The 23,398-nt window shown below is 59.1% G+C and carries 22 protein-coding genes; 13 read left to right on the top strand and 9 right to left on the bottom strand.

Annotated elements, in window-relative coordinates; genetic code table 11:
- Window positions 1–43: 43 nt before the first annotated feature.
- Complete coding sequence (locus A1355_RS00420) at window positions 44–1,087, bottom strand: rod shape-determining protein (RefSeq protein WP_064023926.1); 1,044 nt, start codon at window positions 1,085–1,087, stop codon at window positions 44–46.
- A 111-nt stretch (window positions 1,088–1,198) separates the two neighbouring features.
- Between A1355_RS00420 and gatC the strand changes: the two genes are divergently transcribed.
- From gatC to gatB, 4 genes are read left to right on the top strand one after another with little or no spacing between them, the layout of a single operon-like run.
- Entirely contained in the window at window positions 1,199–1,486 is a 288-nt protein-coding gene (gene gatC, locus A1355_RS00415; RefSeq protein WP_064023925.1) for an Asp-tRNA(Asn)/Glu-tRNA(Gln) amidotransferase subunit GatC, read from the top strand.
- Window positions 1,487–1,495: 9 nt separating this feature from the next.
- Window positions 1,496–2,947 (top strand): Asp-tRNA(Asn)/Glu-tRNA(Gln) amidotransferase subunit GatA, encoded by a 1,452-nt coding sequence (gatA, locus tag A1355_RS00410; RefSeq protein WP_064023924.1) that lies wholly within the window; start codon window positions 1,496–1,498, stop codon window positions 2,945–2,947.
- An 11-nt stretch (window positions 2,948–2,958) separates the two neighbouring features.
- On the top strand, window positions 2,959–3,561 hold the full coding sequence (locus A1355_RS00405; protein ID WP_064023923.1) for a Uma2 family endonuclease: 603 nt from the start codon (window positions 2,959–2,961) through the stop codon (window positions 3,559–3,561).
- 17 nt (window positions 3,562–3,578) lie between these two features.
- Window positions 3,579–5,015, top strand: a complete 1,437-nt coding sequence (gene gatB, locus A1355_RS00400; RefSeq protein ID WP_064023922.1) for an Asp-tRNA(Asn)/Glu-tRNA(Gln) amidotransferase subunit GatB — start codon at window positions 3,579–3,581, stop codon at window positions 5,013–5,015.
- 116 nt (window positions 5,016–5,131) lie between these two features.
- On the opposite strand, the gene A1355_RS00395 is transcribed toward gatB, so the two are convergent.
- The gene (locus A1355_RS00395; RefSeq protein WP_082885269.1) at window positions 5,132–5,506 is read right to left on the bottom strand and encodes a DUF167 domain-containing protein; all 375 of its coding nucleotides are present in this window, start codon (window positions 5,504–5,506) and stop codon (window positions 5,132–5,134) included.
- 188 nt (window positions 5,507–5,694) lie between these two features.
- Between A1355_RS00395 and A1355_RS00390 the strand changes: the two genes are divergently transcribed.
- Entirely contained in the window at window positions 5,695–5,892 is a 198-nt protein-coding gene (locus A1355_RS00390; RefSeq protein ID WP_064023921.1) for a hypothetical protein, read from the top strand.
- 568 nt (window positions 5,893–6,460) lie between these two features.
- Window positions 6,461–7,312, top strand: a complete 852-nt coding sequence (locus A1355_RS00385; protein WP_231883504.1) for a transglycosylase SLT domain-containing protein — start codon at window positions 6,461–6,463, stop codon at window positions 7,310–7,312.
- A gap of 103 nt (window positions 7,313–7,415) precedes the next feature.
- Here the strand turns inward: A1355_RS00385 and A1355_RS00380 are convergent, their stop codons facing one another.
- From A1355_RS00380 to A1355_RS00365, 4 genes are all read right to left on the bottom strand, one after another.
- Window positions 7,416–8,543 (bottom strand): HupE/UreJ family protein, encoded by a 1,128-nt coding sequence (locus A1355_RS00380; RefSeq protein WP_064023920.1) that lies wholly within the window; start codon window positions 8,541–8,543, stop codon window positions 7,416–7,418.
- On the bottom strand, window positions 8,540–9,700 hold the full coding sequence (locus A1355_RS00375) for a hypothetical protein (protein ID WP_064023919.1): 1,161 nt from the start codon (window positions 9,698–9,700) through the stop codon (window positions 8,540–8,542). The genes A1355_RS00380 and A1355_RS00375 overlap by 4 nt, the downstream gene beginning before the upstream one ends.
- A 270-nt stretch (window positions 9,701–9,970) precedes the next feature.
- Window positions 9,971–11,593 carry a DUF4331 domain-containing protein gene (locus A1355_RS00370; RefSeq protein WP_064023943.1) on the bottom strand — a complete coding sequence of 541 codons (1,623 nt, stop codon included), beginning with the start codon at window positions 11,591–11,593 and terminating at the stop codon, window positions 9,971–9,973.
- An 18-nt stretch (window positions 11,594–11,611) separates the two neighbouring features.
- Window positions 11,612–12,280, bottom strand: coding sequence for a DVUA0089 family protein (locus A1355_RS00365; protein ID WP_064023918.1), 669 nt, complete (start codon window positions 12,278–12,280; stop codon window positions 11,612–11,614).
- Between the two features lie 278 nt (window positions 12,281–12,558).
- Between A1355_RS00365 and A1355_RS00360 the strand changes: the two genes are divergently transcribed.
- Together A1355_RS00360 and A1355_RS00355 are read left to right on the top strand one after the other, a co-directional pair.
- Window positions 12,559–13,209: a sigma-70 family RNA polymerase sigma factor gene (locus A1355_RS00360; protein WP_231883503.1), complete on the top strand. Its 651-nt coding sequence runs from the start codon at window positions 12,559–12,561 to the stop codon at window positions 13,207–13,209.
- Complete coding sequence (locus A1355_RS00355; RefSeq protein WP_064023917.1) at window positions 13,206–14,045, top strand: cupin domain-containing protein; 840 nt, start codon at window positions 13,206–13,208, stop codon at window positions 14,043–14,045. Before A1355_RS00360 ends, A1355_RS00355 begins: the two co-directional genes overlap by 4 nt.
- A 59-nt stretch (window positions 14,046–14,104) precedes the next feature.
- Here the strand turns inward: A1355_RS00355 and A1355_RS00350 are convergent, their stop codons facing one another.
- A complete protein-coding gene (locus tag A1355_RS00350; RefSeq protein WP_064023916.1) occupies window positions 14,105–16,318 on the bottom strand; it encodes a hypothetical protein in 2,214 nt (737 codons plus the stop codon).
- A 316-nt stretch (window positions 16,319–16,634) separates the two neighbouring features.
- Window positions 16,635–18,377 carry a lipid A export permease/ATP-binding protein MsbA gene (gene msbA, locus A1355_RS00345; protein ID WP_082885268.1) on the bottom strand — a complete coding sequence of 581 codons (1,743 nt, stop codon included), beginning with the start codon at window positions 18,375–18,377 and terminating at the stop codon, window positions 16,635–16,637.
- A 77-nt stretch (window positions 18,378–18,454) separates the two neighbouring features.
- On the opposite strand from msbA, the gene A1355_RS00340 reads away from it, so the two are divergent.
- The 5 genes from A1355_RS00340 to A1355_RS00320 are packed head-to-tail and all read left to right on the top strand — an operon-like array spanning window position 18,455 to window position 23,165.
- Window positions 18,455–19,597, top strand: a complete 1,143-nt coding sequence (locus tag A1355_RS00340) for a glycosyltransferase family 9 protein (protein WP_064023941.1) — start codon at window positions 18,455–18,457, stop codon at window positions 19,595–19,597.
- Window positions 19,598–19,645: 48 nt separating this feature from the next.
- Complete coding sequence (locus tag A1355_RS00335; protein WP_064023914.1) at window positions 19,646–20,368, top strand: glycosyltransferase family 25 protein; 723 nt, start codon at window positions 19,646–19,648, stop codon at window positions 20,366–20,368.
- A 4-nt stretch (window positions 20,369–20,372) separates the two neighbouring features.
- On the top strand, window positions 20,373–21,575 hold the full coding sequence (locus A1355_RS00330) for an O-antigen ligase family protein (RefSeq protein WP_064023913.1): 1,203 nt from the start codon (window positions 20,373–20,375) through the stop codon (window positions 21,573–21,575).
- Window positions 21,568–22,311, top strand: coding sequence for a glycosyltransferase family 2 protein (locus tag A1355_RS00325; RefSeq protein ID WP_064023912.1), 744 nt, complete (start codon window positions 21,568–21,570; stop codon window positions 22,309–22,311). Before A1355_RS00330 ends, A1355_RS00325 begins: the two co-directional genes overlap by 8 nt.
- Window positions 22,308–23,165, top strand: a complete 858-nt coding sequence (locus A1355_RS00320; RefSeq protein WP_064023911.1) for a glycosyltransferase family 2 protein — start codon at window positions 22,308–22,310, stop codon at window positions 23,163–23,165. The genes A1355_RS00325 and A1355_RS00320 overlap by 4 nt, the downstream gene beginning before the upstream one ends.
- On the opposite strand, the gene A1355_RS00315 is transcribed toward A1355_RS00320, so the two are convergent.
- Window positions 23,127–23,398, bottom strand: a 272-nt coding sequence (locus A1355_RS00315; RefSeq protein WP_157197681.1) for a DUF2802 domain-containing protein, incomplete at its 5' end; no start/stop codon positions are given. The two genes, A1355_RS00320 and A1355_RS00315, sit on opposite strands and share 39 nt — an antisense overlap.

Below are 23,398 nucleotides of genomic sequence, written 5' to 3'. Positions count from 1 at the left end.
CACCGGTTAACGCCGTCCCTCGAACAACAAGACGCCGAGCGGACTATTCCAGCGAAAATGCCGAGGCGCCTCGGGCGTCCAGCATCTCCAACACCATGCCGCCGCCGCGAGCGACGCAGGTAAGCGGATCGTCGGCAATGTATACCGGCAAGCCGGTTTCCTCGGAAATCAAGCGATCGATGTCTTTCAACAGCGCACCGCCGCCGGTCAGGACGATACCTCGACTGGCAACGTCGGCGCCCAATTCCGGCGGGGTTTGTTCCAGCGCGACCTTGACGGCACTGACGATACCGGACAAAGGCTCCTGCAAGGCTTCCAGAATTTCGTTGCTGTTCAATGAAAAACTGCGCGGCACGCCTTCGGCCAGATTGCGGCCGGTGACTTGCATTTCGCGAACTTCGCTACCGGGATAAGCCGCGCCGATTTCATGCTTGATTTTCTCGGCGGTGGCTTCGCCGATCAGCGTGCCGTAGTTGCGGCGCACGTAGCTGATGATCGCGTCGTCGAAACGGTCGCCGCCGATCCGCACCGACGCCGAATAGACGATACCGTTCAATGAAATGACCGCGACTTCCGAAGTGCCGCCGCCGATATCCAGCACCATCGAACCGTGTGCCGCATCGACCGGCAAACCGGCCCCGACCGCGGCGGACATCGGTTCCTCGATCAAATACACTTCGCGAGCGCCGGCCATCGCCGCCGACTCGCGAATCGCCCGCCGCTCGACTTGAGTCGAGCCGCAGGGCACGCAAATCAGAATGCGCGGACTGGGCCTCAGCAGTTTGTTTTCATGCACCTTTTTAATGAAAAACCGCAACATGCGTTCGGTTACGGCAAAATCGGCGATCACGCCGTCTTTCAAGGGCCGGATCGCGGTGATGTTACCGGGCGTGCGGCCCAACATATTTTTAGCGTCGGCGCCGATCGCGGCGATGGTTTTCTGGCCGCGGATTTTGTCCTCCTTAATCGCGACGACGGACGGCTCATTCAATACGATTCCCTGGCCCGGAACATAAATCAGCGTATTTGCCGTTCCCAAGTCGATAGACAGATCATTGGAAAAAAGGCCACGAATTCTTTTGAACATTAAACGGTATCCTAAATGCACACAGAAAATCCCGCTACTTTAACAATCAAGCGGGCGATAGGGCAAGATATAAAGTATCATAGATTTACCGATAAAACTTGGAGTTAGAAGATGTCGTTAACGGCTAATGACGTTAAAAAAATCGCCTATCTGGCACGCTTGGGAATCGAGGAATCGCAGGTCGAACATTACGCCAAAGACCTATCCAACATGCTGGATTTAATGACCCGGATGGGGCAAACCGACACCGCCGGCATCGCTCCGATGGCGCATCCGCTCGACCAAACCCAACGCCTGCGCGCCGATACCGCCGTCGAGACCAACCAACGAGCGCATTTTCAAGCCATCGCCCCGCAAACCGAAGCCGGACTTTATCTGGTCCCGAAAGTCATCGAATAATTCCGAACCATGCACACGCTATCGCTAACCGAATTAGCCGCCGGACTGCGCGGCAAGCAATTTTCCAGCACCGAATTGACCCAGGTCTTTTTGGCTCGCATCGGACGACATCAAGCCCTGAACGCCTTCGTCACGGTCAGCGAAGAACTGGCCTTGCAGCAGGCGGAAGCCGCCGACCGGCGCTTGGCCGCCGGCACGCCGGCGCCGCTGACCGGCATCCCGATCGCCCAAAAAGACATCTTTTGCACGCAAGGCGTTAAAACCAGTTGCGGCTCGAAAATGCTGGACAACTTCATCGCCCCTTACGACGCCACGGCGGTCGAACGCTTCAATCAGGCTGGCGCGGTGATGCTGGGTAAGTTGAACATGGACGAATTCGCGATGGGTTCGTCCAACGAAACCAGTTTCTACGGCCCGGCTCGCAATCCATGGGATACCGAACGGGTGCCGGGCGGCTCGTCCGGCGGTTCGGCGGTCGCCGTTGCGGCGAGGCTGACGCCGGCGGCGACCGGTACCGACACCGGCGGCTCGATTAGGCAACCTGCAGCCTTATGCGGCATCACCGGCTTGAAACCGACCTACGGTCGGGTTTCGCGCTACGGCATGATTGCCTACGCCTCGAGCCTTGACCAGGGCGGACCGATGGCGCGTAGCGCCGAAGATGCGGCCTTGTTGATGCAGGTCATGGCCGGTTTCGACGGCAAGGACTCCACCAGCGTCGACCAGCCGGTACCGGATTACAGCGCCGGTCTGAACGACAGCCTGCAAGGTTTGAAAATCGGCCTGCCGAAACAATTTTTCAGCCCCGAACTGGACAGCCAAATCGCGGCGACGATTCAGTCCGCGATCGCCGAATACCAGAAACTCGGCGCGACGGTACAAGAAGTGGACATGCCGAATCTGGAACTGGCGATACCGGCTTATTACGTGATCGCCTCGGCCGAATGCTCGTCCAACCTGTCGCGTTACGACGGCGTGCGCTTCGGCTACCGCTGCCAAAACCCAGCCGATTTGACCGACCTCTACATCCGCTCGCGCGGCGAAGCCTTCGGCGCGGAAGTCAAACGCCGGATTCTGATGGGCACTTATGCACTGTCGGCCGGCTATTACGACGCCTATTATCTGAAAGCCCAACAGGTGCGCCGATTGATCAGCGACGATTTCAAACGCGCTCTTAGCGAAGTCGACGTATTGATGGGACCGGTCACGCCGAGCACGGCATTCAAAATCGGTTCAAAAACCGACGACCCGATTCAGATGTATCTGGAAGACATTTACACGATAGCGATCAACCTGGCCGGCCTGCCGGCGATGTCGATTCCGGCCGGGTTCATAGCCGGCCTGCCCGTTGGCTTGCATATCATCGGTAACTATTTCGGCGAAGCCAAGTTGTTGAACGTCGGCCACCGCTACCAGCAGGTCACCGACTGGCACAATCAAGTGCCGAAGGGTTTCGAATAACAGGGGGCAATATGGCGCCGATCACGCAATTATCACAATTGGATCCTAACGGCACCTATAGTTACGCCGATTACCTGACTTGGCAGCTCGAGGAGTCGGTCGAACTGATCAAGGGCAAGATCATGGCCATGTCGCCGGCGCCGAGCAGAAAGCACCAAAGCGTATCGCTAAATTTTGCCGTCAGCCTTGGCAACTACTTTAAGCACAAGGATTGCAAACTCTACCCTGCGCCGTTCGACGTCAAACTCTACGACCGCCGTAAATCCTTGCTTCAAGACCGCGAAGTTTTCAGCGTCATCCAGCCCGACCTGTGCGTGATCTGCGACAAAGATAAACTGACCGAACAAGGCTGCGATGGGGCGCCGGATTGGATCATCGAGATTTTATCGCCCGGCAACAGCCAAAAGGAATTGCGTCTGAAATACCAGCTGTATCAGGAAAACGGCGTGACGGAATATTGGACGGTTTATCCTTACGAGCAAGCAGTCCATCAATTCGTGCTCGATCAGAACGAAAAATACCAACTGCACGCCATGCACGCCGGCGACGAGATTGCCATCCCCTATTTATTCCCCGACCTGCAAATCGACCTGAACGACGTTTTTGCCGAATAGTTTTAAAGGAAAGCAACATGAGCTCACAATGGGAAGCCGTCATCGGCTTGGAAATCCACACCCAACTCTCTACGAAATCGAAAATCTTTTCCGGCGCGGCGACTGCCTACGGCGCCGGACCCAACACCCAGGCTTGCGCGGTGGATTTGGGACTACCCGGCGTATTGCCGGTATTGAACGAAGACGCGGTACGCAAGGCGGTAACCTTCGGCCTGGCTATTGATGCCGAAATCGCACCGCACTCGATCTTCGCTCGCAAAAACTATTTCTACCCCGACCTGCCGAAAGGCTATCAAATCAGCCAATTCGAACGACCGATTGTCGGCAACGGCCATCTGGATATCGAAGTCGACGGCGAAACCAAACGCATCGGCATCACCCGGGCCCACTTGGAAGAAGACGCCGGCAAATCGCTGCACGAAGATTTTCACGGCCTGACCGGCATCGACCTGAACCGCGCCGGCACGCCGCTACTGGAAATCGTCTCCGAGCCGGACATGCGTTCCGCCAAGGAAGCGGTGGCCTATATGCGCAAACTACACGAGCTAGTACGTTATCTGGAAATCTGCGACGGTAATATGCAGGAAGGCTCGTTTCGCTGCGACGCCAACGTTTCGGTTCGCCCCAAAGGCCAAGCCGAATTCGGGACCCGTGCCGAAATCAAGAACATCAATTCGTTCAAGTTTGTCGAAAAAGCCATCAATCACGAAATCGAGCGACAAATCGACATCATCGAAGCCGGCGGCAAAGTGGTCCAAGAAACCCGCTTGTACGACGCCAACAAAGACGAAACCCGCTCGATGCGTAGCAAGGAAGAAGCCAACGATTACCGTTACTTCCCAGACCCGGACTTGTTGCCGGTGATCGTCGAGGAAGCCCTGAAGGCTGAAATTCGCGCCACGTTGCCGGAATTGCCAGGCGCCAAAAAGTACCGTTTCATCGAGCAATACGCGCTGGATGCGGAAAGCGCCGCCACGCTGACCTCATCGCGCGAATTGGCCGACTTCTTCGAACAAGTCGCGGCCGAATCCGGGGAAGCCAAGTTGGCTGCGAATTGGTTAACCGGCGACGTGCTCGGCGCATTGAACAAAGCCAGCTTGGAAATCGACGCCTGCCCGGTCAGCGCCGAACGCTTGGCTGGCCTATTGAAACGCATTGCCGACAACACCATTTCCGGCAAGACCGCCAAGCAGGTGTTCGACAAACTCTGGAACGGCAGCGCAACGGCGGATCAAATCATCGAACAGGAAGGCTTGAAGCAAATCACCGATACCGGCGCCATCGAAGCCATCGTCGACAAGGTCATCGCCGCCAATCCGGTACCGGTCGAACAATACCGGGCCGGCAAAGACAAGGCGCTGATGGCGCTGGTCGGCCAAATCATGAAAGAAACCCAAGGCAAGGCCAACCCCGCAGAAGTGAATAAAATGTTGGTTGCCAAATTAAAGGATTAAAACCGTCATAGCGGGCATTTACCGAAGCGGTTTTGTCCGGCTCAGCGCTTCCGACCTTTCGGCGGCAATGACCCGAAATGACGCCGGCTCTCCAAGCCCGGCTCGCAGCGGAATGACTAGCGGCTTGCCGAAGCCGCCAACTCCGCTTCGACGACCGGCGGCAAACGCTTCGGCATCCGGATTCGCAGTTGCTTGTTGATGTGATACTGACCGAACACGACTTGGATATCCTTGATCGTCACGCCAAACTCCCTGGCCAAAAACCGAACCATATGGTCGGTAGCCTTGCCGTCCTCCGGTGTCGCGGTAACGCTGATTTTCAGTTGAGCCCCCTTGGGTTTGCCGATGACATCGCGCTTGGCGCTCGGCGTGCCAAGTACGTTCAACACCAAGACATCCCCGTCCCAAGCGCAAAACGACACCGGTCCCGGCCGCCCCTGATCTCCAACCCCGCCTTGGCCTCGCGGATTCTTAATTTTCGGATTTGCCATGTAGCCCTTCGTTATCGCCACGATATAGCGTAAATGTACGTCATGTCGTCGCGAATTCTAACAAAACACTCCGACAACAAAATGACGCAACCCGCAAAATAAAAACAACTCTTTGTTTTATAATAACTATTTATTTATGGCACGCGAACCGCTTATATAAAAACAAAACATCTATCGGGAGAACCGCCATGAACACCGTCAACCACCCCAACAGCATTGCACTGACTACCTTTATGGACAACTTGAGCGGCGAGTTTATCGCTCAAACCGGTTACGGAGCTTACGTATACCTCAATCCGGTCGACATCGAACGCTTATTCCAGGATTACCGCCAACAAAACATGCCGATTCGCAACCTGGTGCGGCGACTGCTGAAAAACTTATAGAAATGAATCCCTTGCCGCGAGGCTCCATGCCGAGCGGCAAGGGATGGTCAGTTGGCGGCAACAACACTCCTAAGGCCCACGCTCCGATCACGGACCCATCCTGAAAAACCCGAAAAACTGTTGGCCGATCGACAATATCGACGACTGCCGAACTAACCCTAACGTTCAGTCGAACACTTGCCTAAGCCTTGTGCAGCCTGCCGCGACTAGCCTAATCGAGGCTAGTTTACACCGGTCCCGACCATCGCCGCGCAATTCCGCCGAGAATCGCCGTGTGGTATAGTTTCGACCGTAAACCTGCCCATCTGGGCAATGTCAAGCGAGATAGCCGCTCGATATAGTACGAAAAACTTGAACTGGTTCTCACGCTGAGATTAATACTAGACGGATCAATAGCCATTTCAAGCGCGACCTTACGATTTTGTAAGATCGGCCATTGCAGGCGATGCAGCCTTTCGGGCGATTAAGCACTTGCCATGTATACGGTAGCTGGAAGCTTGGAGAACGGATACCGTTCTTTTCCGGCCGGGTTTGTGAAAGCCCAGTCTCAGCAATACAGAACGAGAACATGATGAACCTGAAATATTTTCCGCTGATAGGCCTGCTCCTTGCCACCGCTACGCCATCCGTCGCCGATATCGCCGCTCCGTTAAACTTGGCGCAGTTGCGCCAAACCGCCGCCGATTTCGAACACGGCCGCGGCATCAAACAAGATTACGGATTAGCTTTCGAAATGTATTGCAAGGCCGCGTTGGCCGGCGATAGCGAATCGGCTTACGGTTTGGGCTTTATGTATTTCAACGGCCGCGGCGTCAAACGGGATCTGCCGCTGGCCAGTCACTGGTTCAAACAAGCCGCCGACCGCGGCGACCATCACGCTCAAACCATGTTGAGCCGCTTCGGCGACGCTCCGGCCACCGAAGACCCAGCCTGCCACCCGGAACCGGTCGTGACGGTGACGGTAACCGACAACAACCCCAACCGGCAAATCGTCGAGGCCTGGGTCAATCAAATCGCGCCAGTCTACGGCATCGACCCGCAATTGGTGATGGCGGTCATCAAAGCCGAATCGGCGTTCAATCCGACCGCGCTGTCCGGCAAAAACGCCCAGGGTCTGATGCAATTGATACCCGAAACTGCGGAGCGCTTCGGCATCAAGGATGCCTGGAATCCGGTGCAAAACATCAAGGGCGGCACGGCTTATCTGCATTGGCTGTTGCGCCATTTCGAAGGCAAGGTCGATCTGGTTCTGGCCGCATACAATGCCGGCGAGAAAGCCGTCGAGCGCTATAAGGGCATTCCGCCTTATGCCGAAACTCAGAACTATGTGAAGCAAATCCTGGCGTGGTATCCCAATGCCACCCACCCCATCCCGCCGCAGTCGCCGCAAAAAAATCTGGTCATCGAAGTTAAAACCTAATCGAATCCGCGCGGCTGCTTTACGCCAAGATTACGAATCGATTTCCGACCTCAACCGGTTCCCAACGACATACCCAGTTCCTCCGACGACAATCGCGACTTGGTCAACTCGGCAATATCGCCACATCCAAACCGCGCTCGACCAACCAAATCAGCGCTAGCCCTACAATACCGGTCGAGCCGTATTTCAAGACCCAAACCGGATAATAGCGCTGCCGGCTACCCCAATAAATCAATGGCAAAGCGACCGCGATAATCGCCAATTGCCCCAACTCGACGCCGAGATTAAACCCCAGCAAGGCCAACGCTTGCCCGGATTTCGGCAACGCCAGATCCAACAGCACGCCGGCGATGCCCATGCCGTGAATCAATCCGAAACCAAAGGCCAACCACACCCGGCGTTCGGTAAACCAGGCATAGATGTTGTTCAGCGCGGCGACCGCCACCGAAGCGGCAATCGCCGCTTCGACCCAACGACTAGGCAGCGCCAAATATTGCCAAACCGTCAACGCCAGCGTCAGCGAGTGGGCCAGCGTAAACGCCGTCACCACCGCCAACACATCGGTACCAATTTCGGCGAGATTCGCCTTGCGCCGCCAGGTCAAACCGTCGCGCGCCAACGCCGCCGGCAACAGCAAACTCAACAAAAACAGCAGATGATCGTAGCCGGCCCAGATGTGCGTCATCCCCTCTTGGACAAACGCCGCCAGCTCAGGCCAGACGCCACCTTTGCCGGCAAGCTCGAAGGTCTGCGTCGGTTGCTCGGGACTAAACACCGCACTACGCGCGCCGCTAGGCCCAACCAAACTAAACAATCCGCGATGGCGCGCGTCGAACTCGAAAAACCAGCGGTAATCGACCATCAATTGCCGCACGGTCGCCGGACAATCCGCCCGAAAATCCAGTACCGCGTAACCGCCGTCGCTGTGCTCGTCGACCCGCAAACCCTCGCTGCCCAAGCGACAGGCCCGGCCGTCGCCGCTGATGTCCAAACGGCTTAGCGCATGTGCCGCGACGGCATCGCCGCGCTCGCGCAACTCCCGCCAGGTAATGCGGCCGTCATCGTCCTGATCCAGACCAACCGCTTCCTGCAAGTCGCGTAACGCCATGTCCCAGCGGCCAACCCAGCGTTCCCCATTCCAGGTCAAGCTCAAATACGCATCGCTCGCCTTGTGCGCCGAGGCGGCAAAACTGGCAGAGATCAACACCAGAAACACGAGCCATCGTCTCACGCCAGCCTCCCGGCGACGCGTGCCGCCAAGTCCCGCAAGCGCGCGTCTTCCAAGCCGGTTCGCGCCAAAAACGCCAATACGTCGCGAGCGGCGTCGAACTTGCCGGCCGCGATCGCCGCTTCCAGCAAGATACGAGCATCGCGCGGCTCGCGCTGCACTTGCCAATTGGCGGCGGCCAGCGCCAAAGCCTGTTCGGGTTCGCTATTCAATTGCAATTCAAACCGGGCTTCATCGCCCTGGTGACTGGTATCGCCCCTGCGACGACTGTCGGCAAAACGCGCCGCCAGCGTCCGCCGGTGCCCTTCGGCTTCGGAATGCCCCAACTGCCGCTCCGCCAAGGCCAACCTCAACAACAAGCCGTCGGCGCGCTGCTCGCCGGTCAACAACTCAAGCACTTCGGCATAGCGCTGTCTATCCAGCAAAAAATCGGCAAAACCGGCCAATGGGTACGCACTCAGCCGGCCGATAGCCAAGGCCCGCCGGTAGTGGCGTTCGGCCGCACCGGTATCGCCCAGCCGCTCCGCCATTTCAGCGAGCACGGTCCAGGCCCATTGCCTTTCGTCGGCCGACTCCGGGCCGGCAACCGACAACAACGCCGCCAAGCGCCGGTAAGCCGGTTCGAGCTGGCCGCTGTCGGCCAACACGGACTCGACGCACACCCGCCCGGACCAACCGGCCGCCAGGCGGCTGACGGTCAAACAGCTTTGCAGCGCCTCGGGATAACGTCCCTGCACCTGATGAATTGCCGCCTGCGTCAGCCAGGCCCCAATCAGCCTGGGTCTTAAAGCCAGCGCTCGCCGCAAATCGGCCAGAGCCGCCGAAAAATCGTGGCGATTCTGGGCCAGCACGGCGCGCAAGGTCAGCATCTCGGCCGACGGATTCGAGCGGACCAACGGTACCAACACCGCCTCGGCGCGGCCGAAATAACGCGGATCGGCCTCCGCCCGTCCCAACGCGATGTAACGCTCCACTAACTGCAAAGCCAGCGCCCGGTCGTCCGGCGTCGCCCGCAGTTGTTCGCGCAACGCGCGAAGTTGCAAATCGCCGCCACGCTCCGGCAACACGTCCAAAACTCGATCGTCGTCCGCCGGGACGAAGGCTTGGCCTAGCGCTGCCGGTCCGAACACCAGCAGCGCCGTCAATAGTACATATCTCATCGATAGCTCCTGTTAGGTTTCAAATTCGGTAGCTATTCAGCGCGAAGTAAAAACGGCCTCTCCCGACGGAGCGGGGGATGAATACCTCAATGCCAGCTATGCCGTTCGCTGAGCGGAGTCAAAGCGAAATCGCTGGCTTCGACTCCGCTCAGCCGACGCCTTATTTCGACTCCGCTCAGCCAACGCCTTATTTCGCTTCCAAAAACGATTCATGATCGTTGGTTAGCATCATGGGGCGCCAAGCTTCGGCGCCCCACCGACCAACGACTATTACTCCGGGCAATTGGCCGCCGCCGAGGTCAAACTGTCGGCGCAACCGGCTTCGCCGGGATCGACGTGCCGGCTTTGCCGGCCGCTATTGGCGAAGGCCACGTAGGGAAAACTCTCCTGATAATTTCGGTCGTTGGCGTTAACCCCATCACCGACCCGATTGTTGGGGAAAGCGCCGAAACCGGCGCGCAGCACGCCGACCGCGGCTTGCGCGGTGATGTCTAGGACATCGTCGGATACCCGGCGACCGTTCGGAAAGCCCGCGCTATCGCCCGCCAAAAAACCCATTCGTTTACGCGCGGCGGTTGTCGTCGGTCCGATTCCGGTGTTCAAGCGCAGCAAATCGGCGATCGGCCCGCGTTGCTCGCTGGTGCAGGCCGGACAAATCGGCGCCGCGTAAAACACCAACGGGCCCAAATCGAACGCCGGTTGGTCCGGATTGACGCGCGGCGGCACTGGCACCGGCAGCACGCCGGCCGTCGCGGCATTAAGGACCCGCGCGATCAACGGATCAACGACGTAGGCGGCGTAATCGCCGTCTTGCTTGGGTTCGCTCATGCTGAACTTGTCCTTGTCGCCGGTACCGATCAACAATTCGTTGACCAACGGATTGCCCATACGCTGAATTTGCGTATAAGCGTTGGCCAATTTGGGCCGGCCGCCGGGTTTTTCGGCATAGGCCTTAGTGCGCGGCCTTGACGTGGTCGCATATGTGCCGATGACCGCCAGGGCTTCATTGGCGCCGTGCAATTTGCCGTCCTGGGTCAACATCGCGATCGGCAGTTCGATGGCGATGGCATTGACGTTGAAGCCGGCCACGTCGTCGGGCGCGAAGTTACGCGCGTCGTCGGCGCTTTGCGCGTCGCTCAACACGCCGGCCACACCGACTCCGGACGCGCCGCTCCGAAAATTCAAGGTATCGAAGGCCGCGCCCAAATCGATGTAAAACGGATCGTCGACCGTGCCGGCAAACACTTTAATCCCGCCGGCCAAGTCGTAAATGCCTTGTTTGGCCAGCGCCGGGTAATCCGGCATCGTGCGCGGCCCGACGTTGGAAGGCACCACATAGAGTTTTTGCCCGCCGTTCAACTCGAGCACTTGACGGTTTTTACCCTTGCCCTTGATCAACGTCACCGTGTAGCTCTGCCGCAAACCCAAGCCTTCCGAACCGGGGCCGTCCAGCGCGGTAATCGCCGCCGGTACCAGCGGCGTGCCGGCCGGCAGCGGCGCCGGCGAATTGAACGGTGTGTTCAGACCGTCGCCGATGCCGACGAAGCCGGTAAACACGCCCGGCAAGCGGGATTCGGTTTTAAAACGGAATTGCAAGGTTAGGTCTTCGTCGGCGTCGAAATCGTTGTCCACTTTCATTTCGTAGAGGATTTCCGGATCGAACGGAAAATAATTCGGGCCGTTGCTGGGTTCCAGCAAGGGATCGACATTCAAAATCATCGTAACCTTGCTGGGATCGTCGTAACTGACGAACGCAAACCAGTCGGTGATGTCGGCCTTGGTATCCAGCGCGGTCAACGGCGCTTCGCGGTGGTTGGCGGCTTGCGCGGACGATGCGCCGCAGGCGAGCAACGCGGCGATCAGACTTAGGCTATAGCGATTTATCGATTTCATGGTCATGCTCCCAAACGTTTAAACAATGGCCGAGGTCATGCCGCCCCGGTTACGCGGTTGCGCCCAGCGGCCCAAGCCAAAAAACATCGCCGACGCCAGCAACAGCATCGCTGTCGGCGGCTCGGGAACCGTCGCGGCTTGCGCGGCATTGACGCCGACGATATGAAAGTCCCAGGCCGACGTGCGATTGGCATCGACCAAATCGCCGTTGCCATCGACTAGCGAACCCTCGCAGAACTGAGCGTTACCGCATCCGAACACCTGGGTGAACCAGGGATCGGCATCGCGTAAAAATCCGTCGGCCAGCGCGCTGGAAACCGCGAAGTTGTCGTATTGCGTCAACGTGGCGATGTAATCGCCGGCCACCAAATTGGCCGTCAGATAGCTGTCGAATTCGCCGTAGCTCAGCGGCACGCCGTTCGAGAACGCGACTCCGCCGCCGTTGCCGTCGTCCTGTTCGGCCAGCAGTTGACCGCCGGCGTCCCAAAGCGTCAAAATCGGATCGAAACCGCCCTTCAGCCACGATGACGTAAACAGCGTCACGTTGCCGGGATTGGCGATGCTGAAATCGAAGCGCACCACCGAGTTGTCCCGGCTGAAATTGCCGGCAAAATCGAAATCGGCGGCCCCGGCCGGCCCGCCGATCAGGCAGCCGCTCAGGATCGCCGCGTAGAGTTGTGTTTTCATAGGAATGTCCTCGTCATGGGTCAAAATGCAAGCCTCTTCGGCGACCAACCGCGCTAACGCGCATCGGTGCCTGGCCTGCAATGACTACTACGGGGACTCCGCTGATTTGGATGCAACAGCGGTGATAAATTTTTGGATAGCGCCCGGCTTACGGCCGTACGGGAGACAAAAGCGCCGAAATCCGGAGGCATTTGCTACCGCCGCGATAAAAATTGTTGCAATGAAGTCGGCTGAACCAACCAAGCCAACTTGGCCCCGCTGCATCCAAACTCGGACGAATGGCGTATAGCACTTATAACCACCACGACGGCGACATGATCGAAACCCACCCGATTCCCGACCTCGATGCCAACATGGCCGCCGATACCGCGTTGCGGCAAGCGTTGGCCGGCATCGTCGATCAAGATCAGGCGGCGCTGGGAATCTTGTACGACGCGATGGTCGAGCAGGTTTACGGTGTGGCCTTGCGTATTCTGAAACAGCCGACCAGTGCGGAGGAAGTGGTGCAAGACACCTTCTGGCAAGTCTGGCGGCAAGCGCCGCGCTTCGATTCGGAACGCGGCACGGTCAAGGCCTGGGTCCTGACCATCGCGCGCAGTCGGGCCTTGGACTTGCTGCGCCAATGCGACTCGGACCTGACCGACTTGGAACCGGAAGCATGGGCGGCGATCGAAGGGCCAGGCGGGCAAGCACCGATCGACGTGTTGGCCGCCACCCAACAAGGCCATCGCGTGCATGCCGCGCTCGCCGCCCTGGACCCGATGCCCCGACAATTGGTGTCGCTGGCATTTCTGCGCGGGCTGAGCCACGAGGAAATCGCGCAGTGCAGCGGTTTGCCGTTGGGCACGGTCAAGTCGCACATCCGTCGAGCCTTGCTCGGCATGCAACAGTCTCTATCGATCAACCTAGGCGAGGATTATCGCGAATGACCGACAACCCACCCCGCAAGCCCACCGACGCCGCCGAGCCGATTGCCGCGCAACTGCTGGACGCGCTGACGCCGCTGCCGGTCGCCGCGCCCCGCCGCGCCGCGATGCGTCAAGGTTTGTTGGGCAAGGTCGCCGACAGTCTGGCGAGTCACGCCGGCTTGTTAACGGTACGCACCCGCCACGGCGTCTGGCGGGATTTGAAATCCGGCGTGCGTTACAAAACCCTGTGGGACGGGCCTCGAGGCGGCTCGGTGTTGATCGACCTCGCGGCGGGAGCCTCGCTGATGCCGCACCGCCATAACTGGCTGGAGGAAGGCATCGTGCTGCGCGGCGAATTGACGATGGACGACTTGCGACTGGGCCCATTCGACTACCACGTGTCGCCGGCCGGTAGCCGGCACGGCGCCATCCATTCCGAAACCGGAGCGCTAGCCTTTCTGCGCGGCACCTCGCTCGGCGATACGCCCGGCGTGATCCGGGAAGTCTTGGGCGGCCTGCTGCCCGGCGCGGACCGCTCGCAAAGCTGTTACCTGAATTCGGCGGCGGACTGGCGCGAGCTTGCGCCCGGCATAGAACAATGGGTGCTTTATCGCGACGGCGAACTGGAATCCAGTTACTACCGCTTCGCCCCCGGCAGCCGCATTAGCGGTCATGCTCATCCGATCGATGAAGAGTGCATCCTGCTATCCGGCGACCTGTATTTGGGCGACATTTTGCTGCTGCCGGGCGACTATCAGATGGCGCCGGCCGGCAGCCGGCACGGCAACGCCGAATCCGAGTCCGGCGCGCTGCTCTACGTGCGCGGCGCGCCGCGCGAACGGCAAAACATCGGCTAAGCGTCGTCCGGCATCGCTTTGTCCGAGCGTGATTCGACGAACTCGCCCCGGTTAAGCGCTTACACCGGCTCCAGTGCGAACGCCGCCAGCGCCGAGGCATCCAGCGGGTACAGCCGATAACTGCCGTCGGTGGTCAACACCGAAACGCCGAGTTGCTCGGCAAACGCGGCCTTGCCTTCCGTGCTACAGATTCCCAACAATTGCGCCGGCGTGAAACCATGACGGTAAATGCTGCTGGCGTCTCGGCCGTAAACGCCGACATCGCCGATCACCAGGCCGGCGGCGTGGGTTAACGCCGATTGCACCGGATCGTCGCAAGTCCCTTTCTGCACGACGAAATCGAAGGTCGCGAAGTTGTGCGGATGGTAGGCCCGGAACGCCACTTCGATGTTGGCGTTCGGCGGATACGGCACGAAACCGCAGCAATTGCTGGCCACTTCGCTGCCGTTGACCTTGATTTGGTAAATTTGCGCCTCGCAACGTTGATTGTCGATCCGCGCGTTCATCCGATAAGCGGACGCGCTGCCCGGCGCGCTGAGTTGAACATAGGCGTCGAGCGCATCCAGCGACGGCGCGAAACTCGCATAGTCCGGCACTTGGAATAAATGGCGAGGGATCGCGGTCAGCTTGTTGCCGTTAACGTCGAACAATTCCAACGTGAATTCGTACAAACCGTCGGCAAATTTGGCCGAATCGAAGCTGACCGTGACGGTGTTCTGATCCCACAGCGGATTCAATTCCGGCGCGCTGACCGGCGCCGCGCTGGGATAGGCCGGCGGAATCACGAACAAATCGTCATGGCCGTTTTTCGTCACCGGCCCCAATTTGAAGCTATTGACACCGATGTGTTTATGCAGCGCGGCATCGAAGAATTCGTAGGTATAGGATTTGTAAAGCGCCTGACCGCCGTGCAGCGATGCCGGCAACATCGGCGCGGCCGGCGACAGATCGGCGTTGCGCAATTTGCGATAGTTCCAGCGGTAGTAATACATGCCGTTGCTCGGCAAGCCGCTACCGAACTGCACGACAAAACTCAATCCGCCGCCGAACGGCCGCCGGAACTCGCCGACCGGATTCGGACTGGCCCACACCGACACGTCGCTCAAGCCGATCCGATTGAAGTTTTTGCCCTGTACCGGCACATTCAGATCGGTTTGTTGGATATGTACCACGCTGGCGCTGCTGCCAATGGTTTTGATCCAGACGATGTCGCCGTCGACCACGTCATTGCATTCCCAACGCACGCGCGGGTCGGTGATCCGCACCGTCAGCGAGCTGCCGCAGGCGTAATTCCAGTAGGTATGGCACGGAATTGCCGGTTTATAGACCGTAGTCCAAACGCCGTCGATCAGATATTCCACCCACAAATAGATATCCGGTTGATCGCCGTCGTCCCAATACCAGTATTGGGTTTCGAAGCCGCCGTTAAGGTCGGTGTAGGTCAGCGCAATTTCGTCGCAACGGTAAAAATACGGCCACAACCAGGGGATGCCGCAAAAATAAGGGTGGAAGACCGGAAACTGCTCGACCAGCACGCCGCGGATTGCCTGTGCATTGCCCGACAACAGCCGCTGGCTGACATTACTGTCCAAGACGGCCGCCAAACGCTCCGATTGCGCCAAGGTGATGCGGCTGGACCAGTCGCGGCGCAGTTCCGATACCGCGCCGAATGCGGGCTTTTCCGCCGGCGGCAAGGGCTGCGGATTCAAGGCGACCGCGCTCCAGTCCGGACCGGGTTCCGGCACCGGGATAGGCCACTGCGGTTCGACGATGATTTCCGGAATTTTCAAAATCACCCAGTCCGGAATCCGGTCTATCCACCAGCGAACTCTGTCCACTTCGCAAACGTGTACCCGCGCGTTGCAGATACCGCGATCCTGAGTCAGGTCGCCGATGTTGAATTGTTTAATGACCCGGCCGCGTATCCGGCACATGCGCAAGCGCCAGAACGACGCGACGAAGTCGGGAATCGTCAGCGCCAGCCAACCGCCGCGCGGATTGGCAACCAGACTCGCCTCGTAGGGCTTGAATTTTTCCAAGGCCGCCAGCGTGGTCACCGCGTCGATGCGACCGTCCGCCGCCGGGGCGATCAACAGCCGCAATTCGCGAGGATTCTTGTCGGGCGTTTTGAGTTCGAGCTGGCCTTTTTGGACCGGTACCTTTTCCAGCAAGCGTCCGCCCCGCGAGAACAGGAAGCCGACCAGCGGGATTTCCTGGCACGGCGCCTTTTCGAAATTGACCTGCAATTGCATTTTTTCATTGGACTTAGCCATTGTCGTACCCTCGTCGTAAACATGGTCGGCGGCCGGGTTCGTTGGGCGAACCGGCCGGAACGAGGCGTGAACGAGGCGGAGAAAATAACCGATGGCAGCCGGTATTGACGGCGACCGGCGCGCCAACGAATTGGCGTTTAGCGGCGAACTGAAAGTCCCTTATCGCAAAGAACCCCTGCCTCGATTCTACCCGGTACGACTATAGAGAGCGGAGAGTGGCGCGGCTGTTAACTAATACCCGGCCGGCGAGGTGGATTTTCACAAGCGCGGATTGAGGGCGAACGGCCGAACCCGGTGGGTTCGGCCGGTTGGGGATTTATCCGGCGCCTTCGGCGTCGGCGTGCTGGAACTGCATCCGGTGCAGTTTGGCGTAGGCACCGTCACGGGCCAGCAACTCGGCGTGACTGCCGCGTTCGACAATCCGGCCCTTGTCCATCACCAAAATCACGTCGGCGGCCTCGATCGTCGATAGCCGATGCGCGACCACCAGCGTGGTTCGACCCTGCATCACCCGGCTCAACGCGGCTTGAATATAACGTTCGGACTCGGTATCCAACGCCGAGGTGGCTTCGTCCAAAATCAAAATCGGCGCATCCTTCAGTAACGCCCGCGCCAAGGCCAGGCGCTGGCGTTGGCCGCCGGACAATTTGACGCCGTTTTCGCCGATCTCGGTATCGAGGCCTTCCGGCATCCGCTCGATGAAATCGGTGGCGTAGGCATCGCGAGCGGCCCGCTCGATCGCCGCGCGGTCGGCGCCCTGCAACGCGCCGTAGGCGATATTGTTGGCGACGCTGGCGTTGAACAGCGTGACATGTTGAGTCACCAACGCAATTTGCCGGCGCAGACAGCCCAGTTGATAGCGTTTCAACTCCACGCCGTCGATCAGGATCTCGCCCTCGCTGTAGTCGTAAAAGCGCGGCAGCAGATTAATCAAGGTGCTCTTGCCGCCGCCGGACGCGCCGACCAAGGCTACGGTCTGGCCGGGTTCTATGGTCAGGTCGATGCCGCCCAGCGCGGGCACCTCGGCGCCGGGGTAACTGAAGCGCAAGTTTTTGAACTCGATGCGGCCTTGAACTCGCTCGGTTTGGTAATCCCCGCCATCCCGTTCCAGCGGTTCGTCCAACACTTCGAACAGTGATTCGGCGGCGGCGATGCCGCGCAGAATCTCGGAATTGGCATCGCTCAATTGGCGGATCGGTTTGGGCAATAAAATCGCCGCCATGAAAAAGCCGGCGAATTCGCCCGGCGTCGAATCGCGCATGACGATCAAGGCCAGATAAACCATGCCGGCCAACGCGATCGAAATCAGCAATTGCATCAACGGATTGTTCAACGACACGGTCATGATCAACTTCCGGTACTGGCGGCGATTTTCCAGGCTGGCGTCGCGAAAGCGGCGGCGTTCGTAGTCCTCGCCGCCGAAACTCTTGACGATGCGGTTGCCGGACACCACTTCCGAGGTAATGTGAGTAATATCGCCGACGGTGTCCTGCATGTTGCGGCTCAGGCGCTTCAAGCGTTTGCCGACGTAGCGCACCATCGTCGCGACCACCGGCGCTATCGCCAGGAACACCAACGACAACTGCAGATTGGTGTGCGCCAGATAGGCCAACAATCCTATCGCGGTAAAGCCTTCCCGCACGAAGGAACGGATCGAATCCGAGGTAGCACGGGTGACTTCGCCGATGTTGTTGGTGATCCGCGAAATCATGTAGCCGCTGTTGTGGCTGTCGAAATACTGCACCGACAAGCCGGTGTAGTGGTTGAAAATGTCGCAGCGCAAGCGGTGAATCAGATTGCCGGAAATCCGCGCCAAATAGTAGTTGCCGAGGAAGGAGCCGATGCCGCGCACCAGAAACAAGCCGACGAACAGTAGCGGCAAATATTCGATACCGGTGCGGTCTTCGCGATTGAAACTGTCGATGATGCGCTGCACGATCATCGCCAGGGCCGGCTCGGTCGCGGCGTAAATCGCAAAGCCGAACGCGCTGACCAGAAACATCCGCCAGTACGGCAACACAAAGCGCATCAAGCGCTGGTAGACTTGGCTGTCGGTCATGGTCTGGCGTGATTTCTGTGACTTACTCAATGCGGTTTACCTTTAAAATAACGGCTTTATTATCGACACAACAATGCATGCCGGCGCCCGAACCGCTCAATATACAACCTAAACGCATTTTGGTGATAACGCTACGCTATCTGGGCGACACGCTGTTGACCACCCCCTTGCTCAGCGCGCTAAAGCAGGCATATCCGGACGCGGCCATCGACGTGCTGCTGTCGCGCGGCAACGTCGGCATGCTGGAAGGCAACCCGGACGTGAGCGCACTGATTCCGGTGCCGGCCAAACCCAAGGTTTTCGAATTATTGGCGATTCTGGCTCGATTATGTCGCCGCTACGACTTGGCGATCTCGACTCAGACCGGCGACCGGCCGACGCTGTATGCCTGGGCGGCCGGCAAGCTCCGCTTGGGTTTCGTGCCGGAGCAAACCGGCAAGGCTTGGTGGAAGCAATGCTTGCTGACCCGCTGGCTAGTATTCGGCGACGATTACGGCCATGCGGTGCTGGAAAACCTACGCTTTTGCGAACCCCTCGGCATTCCGCCGGTATTCCGGCTGACGCCGCCCTGTTCCGAGTCATCGTTCGACTTACCCACGGATCTAGCGAACCACGCCTATGCGGTGCTGCACATTCAACCGCAATGGCGCTACAAGGCCTGGCCGCTGGCGCAGTGGCGGCAACTGGCTGAATTTTTAGCCGATCGCGGCTATCGCATCGTATTGACCGGCAGCGGCCAGCCCGCCGAGCGCCAGGTCCTGACGGAATTCAAATCCGGCCTCGCCTGCGACATCTTGGATTTGAGCGGAGGTCCAAGCCTGGCCGAACTGAGCCGGCTGATTGGCAACGCGGCGCTATTCGTCGGCCCGGATACCGGCATCACCCATTTGGCGGCCGCGACCGGCGCACCGGTATTCGCGTTGTTCGGGCCGACCGACCCCACCAAATGGGCGCCCTGGCCGACCGGTTACGCCGAAAACAGGCCACCGTTTGCCAAATCCGGTTCCGGCCGAGTCGGCAACGTGCATCTGATTCAAGACGCCGCGCCCCGCGCCTGCCTGCCCTGCCAACTGGAGGGTTGCGAACGCCGCCGGGATAGCCGTAGCGACTGCCTGGAACAATTGCCGGCCGAAGGCGTCATTGCTGCAATCGATGCCGAACTGGAGCAGCGAAGCCACGACCATCGTCCGGCACCACGAGAACAATCGGATGTGTTTTGACGTAAAACCGCCGATAATCGTCCCTTAGCCATTACTTTCGACTTTTGCATGACCGAATCGCCGACGCTCGACCGCATCCTGGTACTGAATGTCAAAGCCTTTACCGGGCGCCGCCAATTCATGGAACGCCAATTGGCCGAATTCGGCTTGAGCGCCGAATTCGTCACGGACTGGGATATCGAGGAATTGACCCCCGAGATTTTGAGTCTAACCTTCGGCACCGATGGCCTGACGCCTGGCCAACAGTCCTGCGCGCTAAAACACGTCGAAGCCCTGCACCGCATCGCCGCCGCCGGCAACCGTCAGGCGTTGGTATTGGAAGACGACGCCGTGTTCAGCCCCCACTTCCGGCTGGGCATCACGCGAGCCCTGCAACAAAGCGAACGATTTCCGGGCCACAAAGTGATTTACATCGGCTCCGGCGGCAATTTCTTCACGCCGAAAAGTCAGCGCCGCCCCGGCCAGTACTTGTATCCGGGTCATCGCGGCCGCTTTGCCGATTCGTACATTATCGACTCCGCCACCGCGCAAATACGCCTGAATTGGATAGCCGAAAATCGTATCGCGCAACCGATTGACAACCAGTTCGAGACCATCGACAAAGCGCTGGGCATCCAAATGCTCTGGCTGGAAGAGCCGGTCGTCGAGCAAGGCAGCAAGAACGGCTTGTTTCGAAGCGCATTGGAAAGCGATCCGCCGCCGTGGCTGAAAGGTTGGCTATTCCGCTGGGAAAAACTCAAACGCAAATATATTTATCAACTGTGGCGTTAACTCCATGACTCACGCTTATTCCGACACCGCGCTGAACGTCAGCCGCGGACTGGCGATTTTCGCGGTCGTCGCGGTACCGATGTCCACCGCCGCGACCAGCATCGCTTGCGTGGCCATGCTGGCGGCTTGGCTGGCTTCCGGACAGGCCTTCGCCACGCTGCGGCAATCGTGGCGGCATCCGCTGGGCAAAATGATTGTCGCGTTTTACGCCTGGCTGGTCGTCGGCACCTTTTACGCCGACACGGACTGGCCGGCCAAACTGCAAACCCTGTCGAGTTGGAAGAAACTAGCTTACGCCTTTATGCTGCTGGGCCTGTTTCAATCGCGGCGCTGGCAACAACGCTTCGTCTATTATTTCGTCGGCGTTATGGCCGTCGCCGCGATTATCGCAATTCCGCTTTGGGCCACCGACTGGGTGGTGCGTAGCGGCCGCGGCGCCGGCATCTTCATGACCAATCATTCGACACAAAGCATGGCGTTCACGGCCGCGCTGCTCGGTACGTTATTTGTATTGCACGAACCGCTGTCGCCGCGTTGGAAAATCGCGGTCTGGAGCGCCGCCGCGCTGTTCGTGTTCAATATTTTCTTCGTCAGCACCGCCCGCAGCGCTTATCTGGCGCTGCCTGTCGCGGCGGTGTTTGCTTTCGGCTCACTTTACGGTTTTCGGAAATTGCCGTATTTCATCGGCGCGGCGGCGGTCGCGGTTGCGCTGTTCGTCGCGACCTCCGACACCGTGCAACAGCGGATACAGGTCACGCTGGACGAACAAGCCCATTATCAAACCAGCGCCAGCGAGACCTCGATCGGTCTGCGGGTGGTGTTTTATCGCAATACCTGGCAATTGATCCGCGAGCATCCCTGGCTGGGCTATGGCACCTCGGGTTTCAAACCGGCTTACGAGCAAGTGGCGAAACTCAACGGTCAGGGTTGGCACGCGATGAGTACCGGCGACCCGCACAACCAATATCTGTTTATCTGGGTCGAAAACGGGATTTTCGGCGTACTGCTGTTTTTAGCCTACATCGGCGTCGGCTTGCGGGAGGGCTTGGCGAATCGGCCTTACGGCGCGATCGCCGCGAGTTTTTTGGTGGCGATCAGTGCTTCCAGCCTGTTCAATTCCCATTTCAAAACGTTCGCCGAGGGCTATATGTTGGCGTTCTTTCTGGGCGCGTTGCTGAGCCGACCGGCCGAGCTTGACGATGCTTAGCGTTATCGTCATCACCAAGAACGAAGCCGGCCATATCGGCCGCTGCCTGGCCTCGGTGGCCTGGGCAGATGAGATTGTCGTTCTCGATTCGGGCAGTAGCGACGACACCGTCGCGATCGCCCGCCAGTTTACCGACCAGGTGTTCGTGACCGACTGGCCCGGCTTCGGCCCGCAAAAACAACGGGCCTTGGATAAGGCAAGCGGCGATTGGATACTGTCGCTGGACGCGGACGAGGAAGTCGGCCCGGCCTTGGCCGAGGAAATTCAACAGGCCATCCGGCAAAATGCTATCCAAGGCTTCGAAATTCCCCGGCTGTCCAGCTACTGCGGCCGGCCGATTAAACATAGCGGCTGGTGGCCGGATTATGTCTTGCGATTGTTCCGGCGCGACGCGGGCCGATTCAGCAACGAGGTAGTTCACGAACGAGTCGAAGTGCAAGGCCCGATCGGCCGTTTGAACCAACCGTTGTTACACGAGGCTTTCGTCGATCCGGAAGAGGTACTGCACAAAATCAACAGTTATTCGACGCTGGGTGCCGAGAAACTGTTCAAAGCCGGCGCGCGCGCCAGCCTGGGCAGGGCCATCGCCAAGGGGCTGTGGACTTTTTTCCGCGGCTACGTGCTCAAGGCCGGCTTTCTCGACGGCCCGCAAGGCTTGATGCTGGCGATTTCCAATGCCGAAGGCACGTATTACAAATATCTGAAATTGCGGGAACTGCACCGCTTGCATCGATGAACGGTCTAATTTCGGTCATCGTCGCCACTTACAACTGGCCCGAGGCACTGGATGCCTGCTTGGCCGGTTTACTGGCGCAATCGGACAGTCAATTCGAAATCTTGGTCGCCGACGATGGCTCGCAACCGGAAACCGCCGCTCGGATTGCCGCATGGCAAGCCGTTGCGAGCCGGCCGATCCGCCATGTGTGGCACGAAGATCGCGGCTTCCGGGCCGGAAAGATACGCAACCGGGCGGTTGCGGTCAGCCGGGGCGATTACCTGCTGTTCGTCGACGGCGACTGCGTGACTTTGCCGGACTTTGTCGCCCGCCACCGCCAACTCGCCGAAACCGGCTATTTCGTGCCGGGCAACCGCTGCCTGCTGAGCCAGGCTTATACCGAGCAGGTGTTAAGGCAAGGCTTGCCGTTACACAGTCGAAGCAAGGCCTATTTCTTGGTGCAACGCCTGCGCGGCCGGATCAACCGCTGGCTGCCCTTGCTGTATTTGCCATTGACCGCTTGGCGCTATGCGCGCGCCGAACATTGGCAAAACGCGATGACCTGCAATTTGGCGGTCTGGAAAGATGACTTTTTCAGGGTGAACGGCTTCGATGAAATCTACGAAGGCTGGGGGTACGAGGATTCGGACTTGGTGATCCGTTTGCTGCACTGCGGCATTCGCCGCAAGGAAGGCCGCTTCGCGGCACCGGTGCTGCATTTATGGCATCGCCAAAACGACCGGAGCCGCCACGACCAAAACTACCAACGACTGTTGGCGCGAGTCGCCGACCCCGCTGTGATTCGAGCCGAACGCGGCGTAGGCGACACCTTTGAATTACAAACGACTCCGGCCGCCGTGCAAGCGGGTCAATAGCACCGCTTCGTCGCGCGTCAAGCCGCAATCGCGCACCAAATCCTCGACGCCGACACCCCGGCGAATTTTCGCTATCACATCTTCGTAACCTTGGGCGGGACGCTCAACGGCTCCGGCCACCGCCGGCGTGTCCAGGGCGGCTCGCGGCCGCTCGGCAACCCGTTCGGCGATACTATTCAGTCTGGCGTCGGCATTCGCCAAGCGCCGGTCTACCGCAACCGCCGCCGAACACA

Source organism: Methylomonas koyamae (assembly GCF_001644025.1).
Lineage (GTDB): Bacteria > Pseudomonadota > Gammaproteobacteria > Methylococcales > Methylomonadaceae > Methylomonas > Methylomonas koyamae_A.
Note: the sequence above shows the minus strand (reverse complement) of the source record. Positions and strands in the feature narration are given on the sequence as shown.

Bases quoted from the DNA above. Each gene is read 5' to 3' on its own strand.
- A1355_RS00420 (WP_064023926.1), bottom strand. From the start codon at position 1,087: ATGTTCAAAAGAATTCGTGGCCTTTTTTCCAATGATCTGTCTATCGAC.
- gatC (WP_064023925.1), top strand. From the start codon at position 1,199: ATGTCGTTAACGGCTAATGACGTTAAAAAAATCGCCTATCTGGCACGC.
- gatA (WP_064023924.1), top strand. From the start codon at position 1,496: ATGCACACGCTATCGCTAACCGAATTAGCCGCCGGACTGCGCGGCAAG.
- A1355_RS00405 (WP_064023923.1), top strand. From the start codon at position 2,959: ATGGCGCCGATCACGCAATTATCACAATTGGATCCTAACGGCACCTAT.
- gatB (WP_064023922.1), top strand. From the start codon at position 3,579: ATGAGCTCACAATGGGAAGCCGTCATCGGCTTGGAAATCCACACCCAA.
- A1355_RS00395 (WP_082885269.1), bottom strand. From the start codon at position 5,506: ATGGCAAATCCGAAAATTAAGAATCCGCGAGGCCAAGGCGGGGTTGGA.
- A1355_RS00390 (WP_064023921.1), top strand. From the start codon at position 5,695: ATGAACACCGTCAACCACCCCAACAGCATTGCACTGACTACCTTTATG.
- A1355_RS00385 (WP_231883504.1), top strand. From the start codon at position 6,461: ATGATGAACCTGAAATATTTTCCGCTGATAGGCCTGCTCCTTGCCACC.
- A1355_RS00375 (WP_064023919.1), bottom strand. From the start codon at position 9,700: ATGAGATATGTACTATTGACGGCGCTGCTGGTGTTCGGACCGGCAGCG.
- A1355_RS00370 (WP_064023943.1), bottom strand. From the start codon at position 11,593: ATGAAATCGATAAATCGCTATAGCCTAAGTCTGATCGCCGCGTTGCTC.
- A1355_RS00365 (WP_064023918.1), bottom strand. From the start codon at position 12,280: ATGAAAACACAACTCTACGCGGCGATCCTGAGCGGCTGCCTGATCGGC.
- A1355_RS00360 (WP_231883503.1), top strand. From the start codon at position 12,559: ATGGCGTATAGCACTTATAACCACCACGACGGCGACATGATCGAAACC.
- A1355_RS00355 (WP_064023917.1), top strand. From the start codon at position 13,206: ATGACCGACAACCCACCCCGCAAGCCCACCGACGCCGCCGAGCCGATT.
- A1355_RS00350 (WP_064023916.1), bottom strand. From the start codon at position 16,318: ATGGCTAAGTCCAATGAAAAAATGCAATTGCAGGTCAATTTCGAAAAG.
- msbA (WP_082885268.1), bottom strand. From the start codon at position 18,377: ATGACCGACAGCCAAGTCTACCAGCGCTTGATGCGCTTTGTGTTGCCG.
- A1355_RS00340 (WP_064023941.1), top strand. From the start codon at position 18,455: ATGCCGGCGCCCGAACCGCTCAATATACAACCTAAACGCATTTTGGTG.
- A1355_RS00335 (WP_064023914.1), top strand. From the start codon at position 19,646: ATGACCGAATCGCCGACGCTCGACCGCATCCTGGTACTGAATGTCAAA.
- A1355_RS00330 (WP_064023913.1), top strand. From the start codon at position 20,373: ATGACTCACGCTTATTCCGACACCGCGCTGAACGTCAGCCGCGGACTG.
- A1355_RS00325 (WP_064023912.1), top strand. From the start codon at position 21,568: ATGCTTAGCGTTATCGTCATCACCAAGAACGAAGCCGGCCATATCGGC.
- A1355_RS00320 (WP_064023911.1), top strand. From the start codon at position 22,308: ATGAACGGTCTAATTTCGGTCATCGTCGCCACTTACAACTGGCCCGAG.